This is a genomic window from Marinobacter sp. L-13, assembly GCF_056857715.1.
Map to the genome: position 1 here is coordinate 19216 of NZ_JBSXNQ010000064.1, position 18987 is coordinate 38202.

Genomic DNA, 18987 nt, shown 5'->3' on the forward strand with positions numbered 1-18987 from the left:
GCGCTCAGCCAGCCAACTCGGCCTCCAGGGACTCCACCTCTTCGCTGACTTCAAGCCACTGCGCCTCCACCTCTTCCAGGCGGGCGGTTGCGGTGGCCTGCTCCGCCAACAACTCTTTCAGACGGGTCTTGCCGCTGTCGTCGTAAAGGTCGGGTTCGGATAGCTGCTCTTCCAGAGCTGACAGCTTCTGCTGAAGCTGGTCCATTTCCTTTTCCAGCGCACTCTGTTTTTTACGGTAGGGGCTGAGTTTCTGGCGAAGAGCCGCCTCTGCCCGCTTGCGCGCCTTCCGATCTTCGGCACTCTCGCCCACCGCCTCAGCGGCCTCGGGCACCCCCTCCTGGCCGACCGGCACTCTCCTAGGTGCCTCGGTTTCGTCTTTCCGGCGGTCCGCCAGCCAACGCTCATAGTCTTCCAGATCGCCCTGGTACTCCGTTACCCGACCATCATTGACCAGCCAGAACTCGTCCACGGTGTTCCTTAGCAAGTGCCGGTCGTGAGAAACCACCACAATAGCGCCTTCAAAGTTCTGCAGCGCCATGGTCAGAGCCTGGCGCATTTCCAGATCCAGGTGGTTCGTGGGCTCGTCCAGCAGGAGCAGGTTGGGTCTCTGCCATGCGATCACGGCCAGCGCCACGCGGGCCTTTTCGCCACCGGAAAACGACCGGATGGCACTCAGGGCTTCATCGCCATGAAAATCAAAGCCACCAAGGAAATTCCGTATACTCTGCTCTGACGCCTTCGGGGAAAGCCGCTGAAGATGCAGGAAAGGGCTGGCATCCAGATCCAGGGACTCCAGCTGATGCTGGGCAAAGTAGCCGATGGCCAGATGCTCGCCACAGGTACGATCACCAGACATCAACGTGCCCTCACCCCGGAGTGCATCCATCAGGGTAGACTTGCCCGCACCATTGGGACCCAGCAGCCCGACCCTGCTGCCCGGCAACAGGGTCAGGTTAATGCTGTTGAGGATTGCAGTACTGCCGTGCCCGGCCTTGCCATTGCGTATCGACAACAGCGGATTGGAAACCTTCTCGGCCACCGGAAACTCGAAGCTGAACGGCGAATCGATATGGGCCGGGGCAATGCGCTCCATCCGCTCCAGAGCCTTGACGCGGCTCTGGGCCTGACGGGCCTTCGTGGCCTTGGCCTTGAACCGATCGATGAACCGCTGGATTTCGGCGATCCTGGCCTGCTGGCGTTCAAAACCGGCCTGCTGCTGGGCCAGACGCTCACTGCGCTGGCCCTCAAAGGCTGAGTAATTACCCGTATACAGTTCCAGGTTACGGCGATCGAAATGCACGACATGGGTAGCGACCCGATCCATGAAATCGCGGTCGTGGGAGATAAACAGCAGGGTACCGGGATAGCGCCGCAGCCAATTCTCGAGCCACAGACAGGCATCCAGATCCAGGTGGTTAGTGGGCTCGTCCAGAAGCAGCAGATCGGACGGTCGCATCAGGGCCTGGGCCAGGTTCAGGCGGATTCGCCAACCACCGGAAAACGCCGATACCGGCCGGTTCGCGTCCTCGTCCGAGAATCCCAGCCCGCGCAGCAAGGCCTCGGCCCGGCGGCCGGCGGACCAGGCCTCGTGCACATCCAGCTCACCGTGTATGCGGGCAATGGCATGATCGTCACCTGCGGCCTCGGCCCTGGCAAGTTCACCTTCCAGGCGGCGCAAATCCAGGTCGCCATCTAGAACAAAATCCCTCGCGCTGCGCTCGGTGGCTTCGACCTCCTGCGCCATGTGGGCAATCCGGCAACCACCCGGCAGAGAGACCGCGCCCTGCTCTGGCGCCAACTGGCCCAGCAAGAGCTGGAAAAGACTGGACTTGCCGGCACCATTGGCACCGACGATCGCGACACGCTGGCCGGGTTGCACCGTCAGGCTGACGGATTCTAGCAACCAGACGCCGCCCCGTTGTAAACTGAGATCGGTTATCGTTAACATGCTTTCATTTTATCAACGTAAAGTGTTCAGGGAAGGCACAGCGCCTATGTCGGTCCGCTCGGCGACCACCCCGGATTTTTCGACACCGCCGCTGGAACTTCCGGCAGATCTGGAACCGGACAACCCGCTCTGGCGTTTTGCCCTGGCGTTCTGGAAACGTCCGGATGTCCAGAACAGCTGCCTGGCGCTTCAGAATCAGGGCTGGAGCGTAACGCGGATTCTCGGTGCGGCCTGGCTTGCACTCTCTGGCAGGGTCTTCGCCGGGGTCGAGGACGCTACGGTAACAGAGTGGCGCGACCGTGTAACCGTTGCCCTCCGGAGCGCGCGGAAATCGCTGCCCGGCAGCGCCGACAACTGTCAGAAGCTTCGCACCGGCATCGCCGGCCTGGAGCTTGAAGCCGAACAGATTGAACTGGCCCTGAGCTGGCGAACGCTAATGACCATTAACCCGGAACACGCAGACATGCAGGGACGCGACGCACTGATCATCAACAATCTGTTTGCGGCAGCACCGACCTTACCCGTTGAGGACGATGCAAGGCCCTTGCTGAATACACTGGCCGATACTCTGGCCCACTTTCCCAAGGGAGACCATCAGCCATGATGATGAAATGGCTCATACGGCTCTCGTTCCCGGCTCTCGGGTTATTGCTGTTGCTGATTTTCTTCGGTCTGAACGACCCGGAGCAGGTCTCCGAACCTGTGGCAGAGCACGAGCAGCCCGAGATTCCCGCGTTTGAAGGACTGGTCCCGTCCCCGATTCCCACCGAGGGCCCCGAAATCGTGTTCAAATGGCAGGATACCGACGGCAACTGGCACTACGCTGACCAGCCGCCCGAACAGGGCCGCTGGAACACCCTCGCTATCGAGCGACGTGACAAGGTCTTCCCCCGGATTCAGCCGCAGGAGCCGGAAACAGACTGGCAATCTCCCTACAGCGCACCTTTCTCCCTGGGTCCCTCAGCTGCCGGTACCAACGGCAGCTGAGCTGACACGTCCGGTTTCTTAACACATGTTCAGTGGCATCTGATGCCGGAACCCGTTACCTTCTGCGTTCTGACAAACACAACGCGGGGCCCTGCCCCAAGCACCGACGTTAAAGGATAATGCAATGAAGAAAACGCTCCTTGCACTGGCAGTGACCGGCCTCGTGGCCGGCTGTTCCACACCCCCCGAAGCCCCGGAACAACCGAAACTGGATTCCACCGATCAGAAGGTGAGCTATGGCATGGGCCTGGTTCTCGGTGAGCGCATGGGTAACGACCTGCCGAATCTGCAGATGGACCAGTTCCTCCAGGGCATCCAGCACGGCCACGCCGGCGATGAAGAAGCCAAGCGCATGAGCCGCGAGGACATCCAGCAGGCTCTGATGACCTACCAGCAGCAGCTGCAGGAAGAGCAGGGCAAGCAGATGGAAGAATTGGCCCAGAAGAACCTGGATGCCGGCGAAGCCTTCCTTGCCGAGAACGCAGAGCGTGAAGGTGTGGAAACCACTGAATCCGGCCTGCAATACGAAGTACTTGAGCAGGGTGACGGCGAAAAGCCGGCAGCAACAGACACCGTTCAGGTGCATTACACCGGTGAACTGCTGTCCGGTGAAGTATTTGACAGCTCCCGCGAGCGCGGTGAGCCGGTTACCTTCGCCCTGAACCAGGTGATTCCCGGCTGGACCGAGGGCCTGCAGCTGATGAGCGAGGGTGCCCGTTACAAGCTCTACATTCCGTCCGATCTGGCCTACGGCCCCGGCGGCAACAGGGCGATCGGCCCCAACGAGACCCTCGTGTTTGATGTCGAGCTACTCGAGATCAACCCTGGCTCCGGAGACTAAGCGCCAGAACAGGCAGCTGTCAGTTCTGAGGCTGCCACACGAAAAAGCCCCAGCCGGCGATGCCGGACTGGGGCTTTTTTTGATTCAGGGATTTCTCAGGCAGAGGCTACTTTGCCGGCATGGGCATTGTGCAGATGCTCGATCAGGAAATCCTCCATCTCGAACCGGGTCTCCAGAGTTTCACCCAGCTTCGACAATTCACCGAACAGTTCTTTGACATCCTCTTCGGACAAATCCCGGCCATCCAGCCGGTCATTGAAGTTAAGGGCAACCTCGGTGGTTTGCTCAATACGGGGATAAACCTTGGCAGCCAGCTCCAACCCGCCATCGTTAAATTCCCGGGCCTCTCGCACCAACTGCTCGTAGATCTCGAAATGACCGGTAGACACGTAGTCCACCAGAACTTCACACAGGCGCACGAATTTTTCTCTCAATGCTTCGGTCTGCGAGAAGTCGCTTTCTCCGGACAGGTCGCAGTAATGCACCAGAAGCTCCTGACGCTCCTTGAGCCAGCGATCAATCAGCTCGCTGACGCCGCCCCAGCGCTCCCTGGCATTTCGGCAATTTTCCAACATGACGCCTGTTCTCCGCTTGTCTTGACTACTTCTGTTTCGGTTTTGATTTTTATTAGGTTTGGATCAAGTTACCCCATGGCTGCGGTTCCCCGCAACCGTTTCAGCCTCGAATCCATTCCCGGGGTTTTTGCCGGCGAAACATCAAAACCAGACCGGTGATGACAAGCAGCGAGAAAAAGACAGCAGTCCAGCCGGGAATGCTCAAACCCAGGAACCGCCACACCACTTCAGCGCAGTCCCCGGTGCCCTGGAGCGCGGTAGACAGAACTTCGAACCACGGCAGAACGTCCAGCATGTAGTCCACCGAAGGCCCGCATGCCGGCACCTGGTCCGCCGGCAGGCTCTGCAGCCACAACTGCCGCCCGGCGACACCCAGCCCTGCTCCGGCGGTCAGCACCAGCAGGAACCCATAGATCCGCACGCCGAATCCGGTGGGGCCATGGAGGAAGGCCAGGAAACTGACCAGACCGGCACCCATGAAACCGAAGCGCTGTAACCAGCAAAGCGGGCAGGGCTCGAGCCCCATCACATGCTCCATATAAAAAGCCACACCAAGGAGTGCGGCACATACAAGGAAAATAAGCCCGAAAACCCATCTGCTGGTCAAAAGAACACCTCGAATCGTGAATTGAAACTGCAAGCGGCCACAGGGCCTGCTATTCTCGTCACTTAACCCTAAACCACGATCAACTTCAAGCCTATGACACGCCAGCCAAAATCTGTTCTGACGCTTCTTTTTCTGTTGTTTGCAACGATCTCTTTGCCGGCCGTTTCCCAGGAAGAGGAAAATGCCGACGAGGACGTGGCTGAAGAAGAAAACAGCTTTACCGACTACATCAGCATGGATCCACCATTCGTGACCCACGTGGGTACGCCCGGCAACAAGCCAACCTATCTGAAAGCCGCGGTCAGTCTGCGGGCAAACAGCGCGAGCGCACGGCCTGCCGTGGATGCTCACATGCCCCGATTGCGACACGAACTGGTCATGCTGTTTGGTGAGCAAACGGATACCGATCGCCTCACCTCAATGGAGGGCCAGGAGGCGCTGCGCGAAGAAGCCAAACAGCGAATCAATGCGGTACTGGAAGAGCAGCAGACCGGCGAAAGCATAGCCGGCGTGCTGTTTACGGAGTTTGTCGTGCAGAAGTGAAGCTGGAACCGGCCAGTGGTTCAGGCGATCCGCGAGAACAGATCATCTGACTGGTCGCGGTCATCACGGGCCACCTGATCGGCATCATCCCAACCGGCTTCCCAGGCCGCAATAACGACGTCACCACGATAGGGGCAGCGGGATTTGTCCATGCCCATGTTGGCCGCCATATAGCCCTGTCGGTAAGCCTTGTTCAGGGCTTCCACGTCCCAGCCGAGTTTGATATCCCTTGCCATCGCAATCCCCTCCCGATCCTGATGTTACAAAAATTAACAGCCGGACCGGAGGGAGACAAATCTTTGTTCAGTTTCTGTGCGTCAGGTCCGCAGACTCCTGCGACGCCTCCCGAACCCAACGTTCAAGAGCGCAGGTACTGTTCCAGAAACTCGCTGAACGACAGGGTATCGGCGCTTTCCATGTCGGCCTGCTCGGTCAGGGATTCTGACGTCATAGCCTCAAACGCGCGGCGCACATCATCACCAAGACCTTCCTGCCTAAGGCTCTGCTGATGCTGCCGCGCCATTTCCATACCCCACTCCCGGTGACCCAGGCCAGAGGAACGCATGGCATCGAGAACCCGGGCAGACGGCACGGTCCATTCACCGGTCAACACTTCGCGCTGGGCGGCAAGGGCGTTGCGGTAGGTGTCATCACCCCGCCAACTATCGAGCAGTTCCGCAAGGGGCTCCAGCTGCGACAGAATGTCGTTCGCAGCGTCGGATACCGGGGTACGATGCCCACCACGGCAAAGCGCCAACTCTCGATAACGCCCATTGGCGACCACATCCTTGTAGTTGTCATCCAGGCGTTCACATTCGGCATCGCCAATTCGGGGAGAGTCTGCTAGCAGGCAGTCCAGCAGGAACAGATCCAGAAAATCGATCTGGGCCTCGTTCACACCAACCGGCGAGAAGGGATCAAGGTCCAAACATCGCACCTCAATGTACTCCACACCCCGGGCTTCGAGGGCCTGGATGGGCTTTTCCTCACGCTGCGTCGTGCGTTTGGGGCGCACCGCGCTGTAATACTCGTTCTCGATCTGCAGTACGCTGGTGTTGATCTGGATGAACTTGTCGCCCCGGCGGGTGCCGATCGACTCATACGCCGGCCAGGTGGTGTGAATGGCCCGATCCAGAGTCTGGGTGTAGGTGCTCAGCTCGTTGAAACAGATATTCAGGGATGCCTGTGCGTTGTTGTGGTACCCAAGATCGCCCATCCGTAACGAGGTTGCGTACTCACCGAACCAGGTGCGTTCATCAAATCGCGAGAGATCATGGTTCACGCCGGCTACAAAGCTGGCATCCAGGGCGGGCGAAGCACCGAACAACAACATCAGCAGCCAGCTGCGGCGGCGGAAATTGCGAATCAGCCAGAAATACTGGTCCGACTTGAAGTCTTTCAGGCTTTGCTCGTGGCCCAGCAATTCCTGCCACTTGTGCCAGAAACTGTCGGGCAGGGACAGATTGTAGTGGGCGCCCGCGATGCTCTGCATCATACGGCCGTAGCGCACGGCCAGTCCCTGCCGGTAAACATGCTTGAGTTGGCCAATATTGGAGCTGCCATACTCGGCGATGGGGATACTCGGGTCACCATCCAGCTCACAGGGCATGCTTGTCGCCCAGAACACTTCGTCACCCAGGTTCTGCTGCACAAACGTGTGGATATCCCGCAGCGATTTCAGCATGCCTGCCGTGCTGTCGAACACCGGCGTGATCAGCTCCAGCAAGGCCTCTGAATAGTCGGTGGTAATCCTCGGATGGGTAAGCGCCGACCCCAGGGCTTCGGGGTGCGGAGTCTGGGCGATGAAGCCGTTGCGATCCACCCGCAGCCCTTCTTTTTCGACACCCTTGAGGAAACCATCCCAGTCGCTGGCAGCGAACTGACGAAATACGGAATGGCGGGATTCAGCCATGGTCGACTCCTGCTGCGGCCGGCTTGCTCTTGTGCATAACCGGCCGGTGAAAAGATTGTAAACCCGTCAGCTGTCCTTGCGCGCCGAGGCAAGTGCCTGGGCCAGCGCACCAGCCATGGCGCCCTGTGGGGATTTCTGACCGGAACCGCCATTACCGGCATTCCGGTTTCCGCCCTTGCGGCTGGCTCCGGAGCGGTTGGCAGCCATTGGCTTGCCTTCGTTTTTCTCGCCAGGCTGATCGTCCATACGCATGGTCAGGGCAATTCGCTTGCGCGGGATATCCACGTCCATCACCTTAACCTTGACGATATCCCCGGCCTTGACCACTTCTCGGGGATCCTTGACGAAGGTGTGGGACAGCGCGGAAATGTGCACCAGGCCATCCTGATGCACACCAATATCCACAAACGCGCCAAAGTTGGTCACGTTGGTCACCGACCCTTCCAGCACCATGCCGGGTTTGAGATCGCTCAGGGTTTCGACCCCTTCCTCAAAACTTGCGAACCTGAATTCCGGTCGCGGATCCCGCCCCGGTTTCTCCAGTTCCGAGATGATGTCCTTGATAGTCGGCAAACCGAACTGTTCTGTTACGTAATCCTGGGGATTCAGACCACGCAGGAACGAGGAATCGCCGATGATATCGCCCACTTCGCGATTATTTTTCCGGGCGATGGCCTCGACCACGCCATAGGCTTCCGGGTGCACGGAGGACCGGTCCAGGGGGTTCTCGCCGCCGGCAATACGCAGAAAACCCGCCGCCTGCTCGAACGTGCGGTCCCCGAGACGGGTGACCTTGAGCAGCTGTTTCCGGTTGCGGAACATGCCGTTCTGGTTGCGGAACTCAATGATGTTCTGGGCGATGGTCTGGTTCAGGCCCGAGACCCTTGCCAGCAGTGGCGCTGACGCGGTATTCAGATCCACACCCACGCCGTTTACGCAGTCTTCCACTACGGCATCGAGGCTTCGTGACAGCTGCACCTGGGAAACGTCGTGCTGGTACTGCCCCACCCCGATGGATTTCGGCTCGATTTTCACCAGTTCGGCCAGCGGATCCTGCAACCGGCGGGCAATGGACACCGCGCCGCGAATGGTGACATCCAGATCGGGCAGTTCTTTTGAGGCGAACTCGGAGGCTGAATAGACCGAAGCACCGGACTCACTGACCACGATCCGGGCCAGCTTCAATTCGGGGTAACGCTTGCTGAGGTCGCCGACCAGCTTCTCCGTTTCCCGGGAAGCGGTGCCATTGCCAATGGCCACCAGTTCAATCTTGTACTCCCGACACCAGGCCGCCAGCTGCTCGATGGAACGGTCCCATTGGTTCTGCGGCGCATGGGGGAAGATGGCACCGTGGCCGGCCACCTGGCCAGTGCCATCGATAACAGCCACTTTCACCCCGGTGCGTAGCCCTGGATCCAGGCCCAGGGTCGGACGTGGACCGGCCGGCGCAAGCAGCAGAAGATCCTTGAGGTTGGCGGCGAACACGTTGATGGCTTCGGTTTCTGCCGCTTCGCGGACCTGTGCCATGAGATCGGTTTCAATCTGGGTGGAGAGTTTCACCCGCCAGGTCCAGCGAACCACCTCCGAGAGCCATTTGTCGGCAGCACGACCATTGTCCCGGATATTCCAGCGAGCGGCGATGCGCTGCTCGGCCGGGTGGGGCGCACGGCGGTCATCCTCGGCATCACCAACAACAATCGTGTAACCAAGAACGCCCTCGTTCCTGCCCCGAAGGATGGCCAGGGCACGGTGGGACGGAACTTTCTTAAGCGGCTCAACGTGGTCGAAATAATCACGGAACTTGGCCCCCTCGTTTTCCTTGCCTTCCACCACGGTGACGTTCAGCTGGCCTTCCTGCCAGATAAAGTCCCGCAGGCTGCCCAGCAGCTCGGCATCCTCGGCAAACCGCTCCATCAGAATGTAGCGGGCGCCATCCAGGGCAGCCTTGGTATCTTCCACGCCGGCTTCTTTGTTCAGGTAGCCCTGGGCAGTGGTTTCAGGATCGAGAGTCGGATCATCATAGAGGGCGTCAGCCAGCGGCTCCAGACCCGCCTCGCGGGCAATCTGGGCCTTGGTCCGGCGCTTGGGCTTGTAGGGCAGGTAAAGATCTTCCAGACGGTTCTTGGTGTCGGCGTCCTGGATGGTGGCCTTGAGCTCGTCGGTCAGCTTGCCCTGCTCCTCAATGCTCTTGAGGATAGTGGCACGACGGTCTTCCAGTTCCCGCAAATAGCGCAGACGTTCTTCCAGGTTCCTCAGCTGGCTGTCATCCAGTGAGCCTGTGATCTCTTTCCGGTAGCGGGCGATAAACGGAACGGTCGCGCCTTCGTCGAGCAGTTCGACGGTGGCATTAACCTGTTGCTCGCGGACACCGAGTTCCTCGGCGATACGCCTGGAGATACTGTTCATGCAACCTCTGTCTGATGCTTTGCCAATAAACCAGCAAAGGTACAGCGGCTTACTGCTGCAGGCAAGCGGCCTGTCCCCGCTTGTTCAGGAATTGCACAAGATCCGCCCAGGGCATGGGCCGGGCGTAGTAATAGCCCTGGATTTCATCGCAATGCTGCTGGCGCAGAAACTCCAGTTGCCCTTCGGTTTCCACGCCTTCGGCGACGACGCTGATCTGCAGGCTGTGGGCCAGGCTGATAATGGCCCGGATAATGTGTTCGGCGTCTGCGGAATTACCCAACTCCTGCACAAACGACTTGTCGATCTTCACCAGCGAGATGGGCAGATGCTGGAGATTGCTCAACGATGAAAAGCCGGTGCCGAAATCGTCCAGGGCAAAACTGATACCCAGCTGGTTCAATTCCCGCAGGCAGCGCTGGGCGTACTCCGGGTCGTGCATCATGGCACTCTCGGTCAGCTCCAGCTCCAGCAGACTGGTATCCACGTTGGCGTTAAAGATGATGCGGAAAATGGTTTCGGTCATCTTGCGATCGTGAAACTGCCTGAACGACAGGTTGACCGCGAACACCAGCCCGGGGAAACCGAGCTCGGCGGACTCCTGCAGGCGTTTGCAGGCCTGCTCGATGACCCAGTAACCAATGGGCACGATCAACCCGCTGCGCTCGGCAACCGGAATGAATTCGTCCGGCCCCACCAGCCCGCGCTCCGGGTGATTCCAGCGCAACAGGCATTCGACACCCCGTACTTCTTCCGTGGCCAGATCAATCCGGGGCTGATAGTAAAGCTCCAGTTCCTTGCCTCGAAGGGCGTTGCGGAGGTCTGCCTCCAGACGAAGCTGGTAACCGGCGGAAATGTGCAGCTGGCGGTCGTAAAAACGGTAGCTGGTGCCCGGATCCCGTTTTGCTTCGAACATGGCGCGGTTGGCCCGGCGCAACAGATTCTCGGCGCTGTCTCCGGCTTCCGGGTAGGTTGCGACACCAAGGCTGGCACTGACCACGACCGTCTGGCCATCAATCGTAACCGGCTCATCAAGGGCGTTGACCACCTTGCGGATAATCTGGGTGATATCGAGGGAGTCCTCGACCTTTTCAACAATAATGGCCAGTTCGTCACCCCCGATACGCATCAGCGAATCGACGCGACGAAGAGAATGACGAAGACGCTCTGCCAGCTTCATCATCAACTGGTCGCTTTTCTGGTAACCGAAAGATTCATTAATGCTGCGGAAGTCATCGATATTGAGGTGCAACAAGGCCAGCCGATGGCCTGCACGCTCAGCCCGCAGCAAGGCCTGCTGGAGACGATCGAAGAAAAGGTCCCGGTTGATAAAACCGGTGGCGACTTCGCGGCCCAGCTGACCATGGGCGGACTCGGACAACTGGTCCCGATACCAGAGGCATTTCACGGCCCGACGGAACGTCCAGTGGTCCAGGGTTTGACGACAAAGGTAATCGGCAGCTCCGGCAGCCAGCAACTCTGGCGCGCGCTCCATCGGCGGCTCGGCACTGAGGGCCAGAACCGGTTTTTCATTGCTGGCGACCGCCAGATATTGCAGGAAAGACGCCTCTGAGCCACCATGGAACACGCAGTCCCAGACGATGACATCAAAACTGGCGTTACGGATCAGATCATCACAATCCACCAGATCCGGGCACCAGGTTGCGTCCGCACTGATGTCGACGTCACCCGCCAGAAGAGCATTCAGCCAGAGAAAATCAGCGTAGTCTGGTGTAAGAACCAAAAGGCGCAACTGTCCGGGCCTCATGGTTTCCAGTGGCAGTGTCATCAAGCAGGATCCATTTATGCGTGAACAACCGAGTCCGTTCTGTTAATCATAGTCTATAGATCCCCAAGGTACAGTAACTCTGTCTGGTGTAGAATAAGCCCACGTCCGTTATCCCCATTTCGTTCCATTCTGGCCATTTATTTGTGAACAAGCTCAACCCGAGACAAAGCGAAGCAGTCCGCTATGCCGATGGCCCGATGCTGGTGCTTGCCGGGGCAGGCAGTGGCAAGACCAGCGTGATTACCCGCAAGATTGCCTACCTGATCGAGCAACTTGGAATACCGGGGCGTCATATTGCCGCAGTCACCTTCACCAACAAGGCTGCCCGTGAAATGAAAGAGCGGGTTGGCAGGATCGTTGACCGGAAGCTGACCCGGGGCCTGATTGTATCTACTTTTCACAATCTTGGCCTCAACATGATCCGTGAGGAGCACACGCATCTTGGCTACCACCCCGGCTTCTCGATCTTTGATGCCGAGGATGCCAAGGCCCTGTTACAGGATCTGATGCTCCGGGAAGCCAGCGCCGAGGCCGGGGACGAACTCAACGACATCCAGATGACCATCTCCTCCTGGAAAAACGCCATGCGGGGGCCCGCCGAGGCCCTGAGCAAGGCTGCCGATGAGCGTGAACAGCGTATTGCCATTATCTACAAGAAATACAACGAGTACCTGAAAGCCTACAACGCGGTCGATTTTGATGATCTGATCCTGCTGCCCGTGATGCTGTTCCGCTCGAATCCGGACGTGCTCGCGAAATGGCGGCGGAAGATTCGCTACATGCTGGTGGATGAATACCAGGACACCAACGTGTGCCAGTATGAACTAGTCAAGCAGCTGGTGGCCGAGCGGGCCGCGTTTACCGTGGTTGGAGACGACGACCAGTCCATCTATGCCTGGCGCGGTGCCCGGCCCGAAAACCTGGCCCAGCTCAAGGAAGACTTCCCTAGCCTGAAAATCGTCAAGCTTGAGCAGAATTACCGGTCCACTGCCCGGATCCTGCGCAGTGCCAACACAGTAATTGCCAATAATCCCCACGTGTTCGAGAAGGCGTTGTGGAGTGATCACACCATCGGCGAGGAAATCCGGATTGTCCGATGCCGCAACGAAGACGCGGAAACCGACCGCGTTGCCACCGAGATCCTCGACCAGAAACTAAAAAAAGGGCTCGATTTCCGGGACTTTGCCGTGCTGTATCGGGGTAACCACCAGGCACGACTGCTGGAAATGAAGCTGCAGGCCTACCAGATCCCCTACCGCATCTCCGGCGGCCAGTCGTTTTTCTCAAAGAACGAGATCAAGGACGCCATGTCCTACCTGCGGCTGTTGATCAATCCGGACGACGATGCCGCGTTTCTTCGGGTGGTCAATGTGCCACGCCGGGAGATCGGTCCGCGCACGCTGGAGCAGCTCAGTCACTACGCCCGGTCCCGCAACGTCAGCCTGTTCAAGGCCCTGGGTGACATGGGCGCAGAGACCCACGTGACCGAGAAGGGGCTGGATCGCCTGCGGCGTTTTGCCCACTGGGTGGACGCCACCTGCGAGCGGCTACACAGCGAAAACCCGATACCCGTGATCAAACAGCTGTTCACGGACATCGAGTACGAGGAGTGGCTGCACCAGCACTCCGGCACCCCCAAACAGGCCGAGCGGCGGATGGAGAACATCTGGTACCTGGTGGAGTCCATCCAGCGCATGCTCGACGATGGCAAGGGCACGGCCGATGAGCTCGGCATCGAGGATGCCATCACCAAACTGATCCTTCGGGACATGATGGAACAGCGGGAAGAGGACGATGACAGCGACAAGGTTCAGCTGCTCACCCTGCACGCGTCGAAGGGCCTGGAGTTTCCCCACGTGTTCATCATGGGGCTTGAGGAAGAAATCCTGCCCCACCGAAGCAGTATTGAAGAAGGTAATATCGAGGAAGAACGGCGACTGATGTACGTGGGCATTACCCGCGCCCGGGAAACGCTGACCCTGACTTACGCGGCGACCCGGAAACAGTACGGCGAGAAACTCGAAACCATCCCGAGCCGCTTCCTTGATGAGCTGCCCGAGGAAGACCTCAAATGGGAGGGGACTGGCGACCTGGATGTGGAAGCCAATCAGAAAAAGGGAAAAGCGACTCTCAGTGCCCTTTTGGGCGATCTCGGCCTGTAAATTTCAAATTTTTTTACAATCACTGCAACTTTTGAAGACCTGATCCGTTTCTGCAAGTGGGATACCTCATCCCGCTCCGACAACAACAAGATCAGGAGGACTTCATGTCCAGAAATTCCAATCGCTTGTGTCAGCTTACCGGTTCGCTCTTTCTCATCACGGCAGGAGCCACCCCAGCCAGCGCGGGGCTCCTTGGCGGGCTACTCGGATCATCTACCGATGATTCAATAGTGCAGACGAACCAGGACAGAGACCCGGCAAAAGGCTACTTCAGCGAACCTTTTGCGGAACCAACCATCATCGTCGACGGTGAAGCTGTTGAAACCGATGAGAAATGCATCACCCGGGCCGATGGCATGGATGAGTGCAAACCGGCCGCAGGTACCATGGCCCTGCTGAAAGACGGTCGCCTACTCTACCTGAATGCGCTCGAGGGTACCGAAAACGTCGAGCTGTCAATCGTCGCCGAATTCGGCGAAGTCTCGGTCAACGATCAGACCCGTGTATTGTCGCTTGATGAAAGCGACAACCCGTCCTGGCTCAAACCGTCCCCATTGGATGCCGGTGCCAATCCGGACGGCAATGACAGCGAGACCCTCCTCAACGGCACCGAACTCGACGGCTTGATTGATACTGCAGATAACACCAGTAAAAACGACGGTGCGCTGTTCTGCTCGGATGTTATTGGCCTCGCAAACGGCGATGTGATGGCTGTCGGTGGCACCGACTACTACTCGGAGCCCGGCATAGACGGCCTGCCACTCGGCGTTGCAGAGCTGGAAGGCATCAAGAATTCGCGGATATTCGATGAGGCGACCAACACCTGGCGCCAGAGCGGTGATATGACCTACGGCCGCTGGTACCCGTCGCTGGTCACTCTGGGCAATGGCGACGTCTTTGTGGCGAGCGGCGTCACCAAGCTTTTGAAGCCCGTCTATCCGGACGAGCCTCTGAATAGCGGACGCAACGTCGTCCAAACGGAAACCTACAACCCTTGCGCAGGCGTGTGGACGGAGAATCCTTCGACCGCAGACAGGTCACTGCCGCTTTACCCGCGAATGCATCTCCTGCCCAACGGTCACGTGCTCTATAACGCGGGCGGCCAGGCGTTCAATCCATTTGGCCAGGGGTATGACCAGGCCTTGTGGAACATTGTCGCCAGCTACAATCCCGCAACCCAGCGCTGGAACGACATCGGCTATGCCGGACTGCCCCTGAGACTGGATGAAGTCGGGCTGGACCAGCTCAGCAGCACACTGAATATCACCAATCTTTCCCTGGACCAGATCGGCTCATTGCTGGGCGATGTGCTGGAAGCTCCGTCTGATCTGCTGGAGAGCGGCGCAGAGCTGGGCGTTTCAGAGGACGACCTTCGAATGGCCATTGCCGGTGGCATGCGCGGCTCCACGTCCTCAACCATGTTACCTCTCAAGCCAAACGCCAACGGTGAGTACACGGACGTCGAGCTTCTGACTGCCGGTGGTGTTCCCAGTTACGCTCTACTGACCAATCCCGGCGGCTACCTGCCCACGGATCAGAGCCGGATCGACCGCATAACCACGAATGGCGATGACATCGGCTACGAATCAAGACTCACTGGCTCGCTCAACCAGCCACGCTGGTATGGCACCAATGTTCTCATGCCTGACGGCAGCGTCATGGTATTCAGTGGCGGCAACCGCGATGGTGTCGTAGCACCCGGCCTTGAGGGCCCAATTCGCACGGCCGAGCGCTTTGATCCGGAAACGGGCACGTGGACTGAAATGGCAACGGGCCACAGGGCACGGACTTACCACAATACAGCGGTACTTATGGAAGACGGTCGTGTGATGATTGCCGGGCATTCGCCGATCAATACCGCCTACCTGACCTTCGTCGATCTTCAGGACTTCGGTTTGGCGCCGTATGACGGACGGGATCCCAGCTTTGAAATCTACACACCACCCTATGCCATGCGTGACGACCGCCCGGAAATCCAGAGCGCGCCGCGCAACCTGAGCATTGGTGATCGCTTCAATATAAAGGTTGACCAGGCCGACCAGATCGACAAGGCGCTGCTGATTCGCCGGACGGTCATGACCCATGTGATTGATGGCGACCAGCGCGCCATTGAACTGGTCATGGAAAGAGGCAACGGCAACAAGCTGACCCTGAAAATGCCAGACAACCACAACGTGGTCCCGGCCGGCGAATACATGCTGTTCGTGAGCAAAGAGACGACTGAGGGAAGGGTGCCATCAATATCGGCTCCCATCACCGTGGTCAACGAGAACCTCGAATGCATGGCGCCAACCCAGATGGCGGGCGACACCACGACCGCCGACGGAATTATCGAATCAACACTTGAGATTCTGTAACCAGGCAACGGGAGTACATTATGAAAAACGGACGGATCAGTACTGGCGGCTTGCCACTGGTTTTGTTCGGCCTGATGCCCCTGCTGGCTTCCTCGCCAGCGGGGGCGCATGGGGCACCCGACGCAGAGGGCGCTCCCTCTGAGATCGTGCAGGCCCGCATTACCGAGCAGCCGAACATTCAGGGATTGAACGCGATGATTCTGGATGCCCCACGCCCGGGCATCCTGTTGAGCTACCGGGGCGACACCCCTCTGACAGTATTGGGAACCCAAGACGAGGCATTTCTCAGGTTTACTGGCAAGACCGTCATGGTCAATACCGAAAGCCCGAGCTGGCGGTCTCTGCCAAACGCCCCCACTCTCTCGGGAACGCCCGTTGAGGAGAGTGACAGATGGGCAGTGCTGTCGCAAAGTGCCAGTTTTGGCTGGCTAGACCCACGCCTGGCAGCGATGGAGAGCATGCATCACCAGGAACCAGAACATCAGAGCTGGTCGATCAGCCTGCAAACCGCCTCCGGCGAAACAGCGATTATAGTCGGCGAGCTGAGGCGTAAACCGCTCCCCTGACCGCCTAAACCGGAAGGCCGAAAGGCCATAAGAAAAAGCCCCCGAATATCGGGGGCTTTTCTTTTACTCAAAATAGCCTTACTGACTTTCTGCCACCAGGTGCTCGACAGCCGCCTGAATTTCTTCATCCGGACAGCTTGCACAACCGCCCTTTGCAGGCATGGCATTGAAGCCATTGATCGCGTGACTGACCAGAGTGTCCAGCCCTTTATCGATGCGAGGAGCCCAGGCATCGGCATCACCAATCACAGGTGCACCAGCAGCACCGGTGGTGTGACACGCCATGCAAACCGCGTCATACACTTCGCTACCTGAACGAGGACCAGAGCTGGCGGTCTCGGTCGGAGCAGCAGCACTGCCACATTCGTCACCCTGCAGACACACTTCGCCAACCGGCTGGATACGTGCACGGATTTCATCTTCGACGCTTGCCATTACGGCGCTAGCTGTCAGGCCTGCAACGACCAACACAGCAGCCAGGACTCTCTTCATCTTCACAATGCACCTCGCATTTGAGCGTTATAATCTTCGGTCGCCGCATTATAGCGACTGAAACCCGGCAAAAAAACCAAACAGCAAAATCATAAATTGATTTCAACCATTTTAATTGCGATTTCGTAAGTCAGAGGGTGTTTCGCGAACAATCCGGTTACCATGGTGTTCGCCGACGTTTCATCATTCAGGACCTGTTTCCATGACCAATTCGGAACCGACTTCACCCCACCCGTTGCGCAAACCGCTGCTGATTGCCGAATTTACGGCGCTTGCCGTTTTGCTGGCTTCCATGGGGTGGTTTTCCAGCCAGACCAGCGACGGTCAGACCATCAGCGCCGGCTGGCTGCTGATTCCAGCCTTCGCCAGCCTCGGGGTCTTCATCAGCTTTATCGGCCTCATGTACCTGCGCTGGGTAGCCTCGGCGGAAAGTGGCAACCGGTTCAAGCACAAGGTTATTTTCTCACTTCTGGCCGTCACCCTGATCGGCGTCTGGATCTATGGCATTGCCAACACCTGGTTCAGTCTGACCGCCAGCTAGGAGAGCACCTGATGACATCCCCACACCTGTTGGCGCCGCCCACGGCCATCATTACCTTCTCGTTGATGCTGTCGGTGCCTGTAAACGTGTCGGCACAGACTGAGGAAGCGCCCTCCATTGATTCACCCGAACAGTGCGCCCTGATTGACGATGGCATCAAGCGACTGGCCTGTTTTGACAGCCTCTACAAACCCACTGAGAGCCAGGCCCAGGCATCGGAAAGCGCCAAGGAACAGGCCGAGAAGAGCGCGGAGCAACTGGCGCCCAATGGTAAAGATCTCGATGCCGTTGCCGGCAGTGCCTTGGAAGGCGATTCCGACGCAGGCGTTATGTCTGCCTTGGTGGACCGCTATGTGGCCGCCGAGAAAGCCGTGTTTTCCTTTTCCGGCAGCTTTGTGGGGCACCGGCCCACCTACATCCTGCCGGTGAGCTGGGTGAAAGACCCGAACGAATCGCCATCCAGTCCCCGGCTAGGGTCCATCGGTTATGACTACGACCTGGAACGGGAAGAAGCCAAGTACCAGATCAGTTTCAAGGTCCCACTGCTGACGGGAATTCTGGATGACCGCACAACACTCTGGTTTGGCTATACCCAGACCTCGTTCTGGCAGGTGTACAACCAGGACGACTCCGCGCCTTTCCGGGAAACCAACTACGAGCCGGAGATATTCGCCCGATACCAGACCGACTGGGATATCGGACCGGGCCGACTGAATGGCGTGACCCTCGGATTCAATCACCAGTCCAACGGGCAGTCTGAACCGAAGTCCCGGAGCTGGAATCGCATCATGGGCTCAGCCGCGTACAGTTATGATCGCTGGCTCTTTATGGTCCAGCCCTGGTATCGGATTCCGGAGAACAATGACGATGATAATGCGGACATCCAGCGCTACCTGGGGTATGCCAATTACCATGCGGTATACAAGCTGACCGAGGATCGGACGTTTTCGTTGCGGCTGATGAATAACCTGCGGTCGGATGATAACAAGACGTCGGTGGAGTTCGGGTACAGTTTCCCAATGGGGGATACGGTTAAGGGGTTCTTCCAGTACTACAACGGGTATGGGGAGAGCCTTATCGACTACAACCACCGGATTCAGCGGTTTGGTATCGGGATTATGCTGAACGACTGGCTCTGACTTCAGGTGCAAGACCGACTGGGACGCTTGTCCTCCTGAAACACGCTCCTAACGGCACATCCCTGTGACGCTTGGGCTCCGCCATCCCTGGCTCCGCACAGTTTCATGAGGACAAGCGTCCCACT

17 protein-coding genes are annotated in these 18987 nt (G+C 58.4%); 9 read left to right on the top strand and 8 right to left on the bottom strand.

Going from position 1 to position 18987, the window contains the following annotated elements; all coding sequences use genetic code 11:
- Positions 1-4 precede the first annotated feature (4 nt).
- Complete coding sequence (locus tag AC13DD_RS16590) at positions 5-1948, bottom strand: ATP-binding cassette domain-containing protein (RefSeq protein ID WP_050898233.1); 1944 nt, start codon at positions 1946-1948, stop codon at positions 5-7.
- Positions 1949-1994: 46 nt separating this feature from the next.
- On the opposite strand from AC13DD_RS16590, the gene AC13DD_RS16595 reads away from it, so the two are divergent.
- From AC13DD_RS16595 to bamJ, 3 genes are all read left to right on the top strand, one after another.
- On the top strand, positions 1995-2552 hold the full coding sequence (locus tag AC13DD_RS16595) for a TIGR02444 family protein (protein ID WP_008169909.1): 558 nt from the start codon (positions 1995-1997) through the stop codon (positions 2550-2552).
- Positions 2549-2935: a DUF4124 domain-containing protein gene (locus AC13DD_RS16600; protein ID WP_008169912.1), complete on the top strand. Its 387-nt coding sequence runs from the start codon at positions 2549-2551 to the stop codon at positions 2933-2935. Before AC13DD_RS16595 ends, AC13DD_RS16600 begins: the two co-directional genes overlap by 4 nt.
- 124 nt (positions 2936-3059) lie before the next feature.
- A complete protein-coding gene (gene bamJ, locus AC13DD_RS16605; protein WP_482931508.1) occupies positions 3060-3776 on the top strand; it encodes a BamJ family beta-barrel-assembly machinery protein in 717 nt (238 codons plus the stop codon).
- Positions 3777-3871: 95 nt separating this feature from the next.
- Here bamJ and AC13DD_RS16610 read toward each other — a convergent pair whose 3' ends face one another.
- A complete protein-coding gene (locus AC13DD_RS16610) occupies positions 3872-4351 on the bottom strand; it encodes an Rsd/AlgQ family anti-sigma factor (RefSeq protein ID WP_008169916.1) in 480 nt (159 codons plus the stop codon).
- Positions 4352-4451: 100 nt separating this feature from the next.
- Positions 4452-4958 (bottom strand): disulfide bond formation protein B, encoded by a 507-nt coding sequence (locus AC13DD_RS16615; protein WP_175497417.1) that lies wholly within the window; start codon positions 4956-4958, stop codon positions 4452-4454.
- A gap of 93 nt (positions 4959-5051) precedes the next feature.
- Here AC13DD_RS16615 and AC13DD_RS16620 point away from each other — a divergent pair, with 93 nt between their 5' ends.
- Positions 5052-5501 carry a flagellar basal body-associated FliL family protein gene (locus AC13DD_RS16620; RefSeq protein ID WP_053114134.1) on the top strand — a complete coding sequence of 150 codons (450 nt, stop codon included), beginning with the start codon at positions 5052-5054 and terminating at the stop codon, positions 5499-5501.
- A 20-nt stretch (positions 5502-5521) separates the two neighbouring features.
- On the opposite strand, the gene rmf is transcribed toward AC13DD_RS16620, so the two are convergent.
- From rmf to AC13DD_RS16640, 4 genes are all read right to left on the bottom strand, one after another.
- Positions 5522-5737 carry a ribosome modulation factor gene (gene rmf, locus AC13DD_RS16625; RefSeq protein ID WP_008169923.1) on the bottom strand — a complete coding sequence of 72 codons (216 nt, stop codon included), beginning with the start codon at positions 5735-5737 and terminating at the stop codon, positions 5522-5524.
- A 122-nt stretch (positions 5738-5859) separates the two neighbouring features.
- Complete coding sequence (gene gshA, locus AC13DD_RS16630; RefSeq protein WP_053114132.1) at positions 5860-7413, bottom strand: glutamate--cysteine ligase; 1554 nt, start codon at positions 7411-7413, stop codon at positions 5860-5862.
- Between the two features lie 66 nt (positions 7414-7479).
- Positions 7480-9819, bottom strand: coding sequence for a Tex family protein (locus AC13DD_RS16635; protein ID WP_053114130.1), 2340 nt, complete (start codon positions 9817-9819; stop codon positions 7480-7482).
- A 49-nt stretch (positions 9820-9868) separates the two neighbouring features.
- Complete coding sequence (locus AC13DD_RS16640; protein ID WP_014575830.1) at positions 9869-11605, bottom strand: putative bifunctional diguanylate cyclase/phosphodiesterase; 1737 nt, start codon at positions 11603-11605, stop codon at positions 9869-9871.
- Positions 11606-11748: 143 nt separating this feature from the next.
- On the opposite strand from AC13DD_RS16640, the gene rep reads away from it, so the two are divergent.
- The 3 genes from rep to AC13DD_RS16655 all read left to right on the top strand — a co-directional run bounded on the left by rep (position 11749) and on the right by AC13DD_RS16655 (position 16690).
- Positions 11749-13767 carry a DNA helicase Rep gene (rep, locus tag AC13DD_RS16645; RefSeq protein ID WP_014575829.1) on the top strand — a complete coding sequence of 673 codons (2019 nt, stop codon included), beginning with the start codon at positions 11749-11751 and terminating at the stop codon, positions 13765-13767.
- Positions 13768-13871: 104 nt separating this feature from the next.
- A complete protein-coding gene (locus tag AC13DD_RS16650; RefSeq protein ID WP_273070154.1) occupies positions 13872-16124 on the top strand; it encodes a galactose oxidase early set domain-containing protein in 2253 nt (750 codons plus the stop codon).
- 20 nt (positions 16125-16144) lie between these two features.
- A complete protein-coding gene (locus AC13DD_RS16655; RefSeq protein WP_104271556.1) occupies positions 16145-16690 on the top strand; it encodes a hypothetical protein in 546 nt (181 codons plus the stop codon).
- Positions 16691-16768: 78 nt separating this feature from the next.
- Here AC13DD_RS16655 and AC13DD_RS16660 read toward each other — a convergent pair whose 3' ends face one another.
- Positions 16769-17182: a c-type cytochrome gene (locus AC13DD_RS16660; protein WP_053114121.1), complete on the bottom strand. Its 414-nt coding sequence runs from the start codon at positions 17180-17182 to the stop codon at positions 16769-16771.
- A gap of 202 nt (positions 17183-17384) precedes the next feature.
- Between AC13DD_RS16660 and AC13DD_RS16665 the strand changes: the two genes are divergently transcribed.
- Positions 17385-17723, top strand: coding sequence for a hypothetical protein (locus AC13DD_RS16665; RefSeq protein WP_014575826.1), 339 nt, complete (start codon positions 17385-17387; stop codon positions 17721-17723).
- Positions 17724-17734: 11 nt separating this feature from the next.
- Positions 17735-18862: a phospholipase A gene (locus AC13DD_RS16670; RefSeq protein WP_104271558.1), complete on the top strand. Its 1128-nt coding sequence runs from the start codon at positions 17735-17737 to the stop codon at positions 18860-18862.
- Positions 18863-18987: the final 125 nt, after the last annotated feature.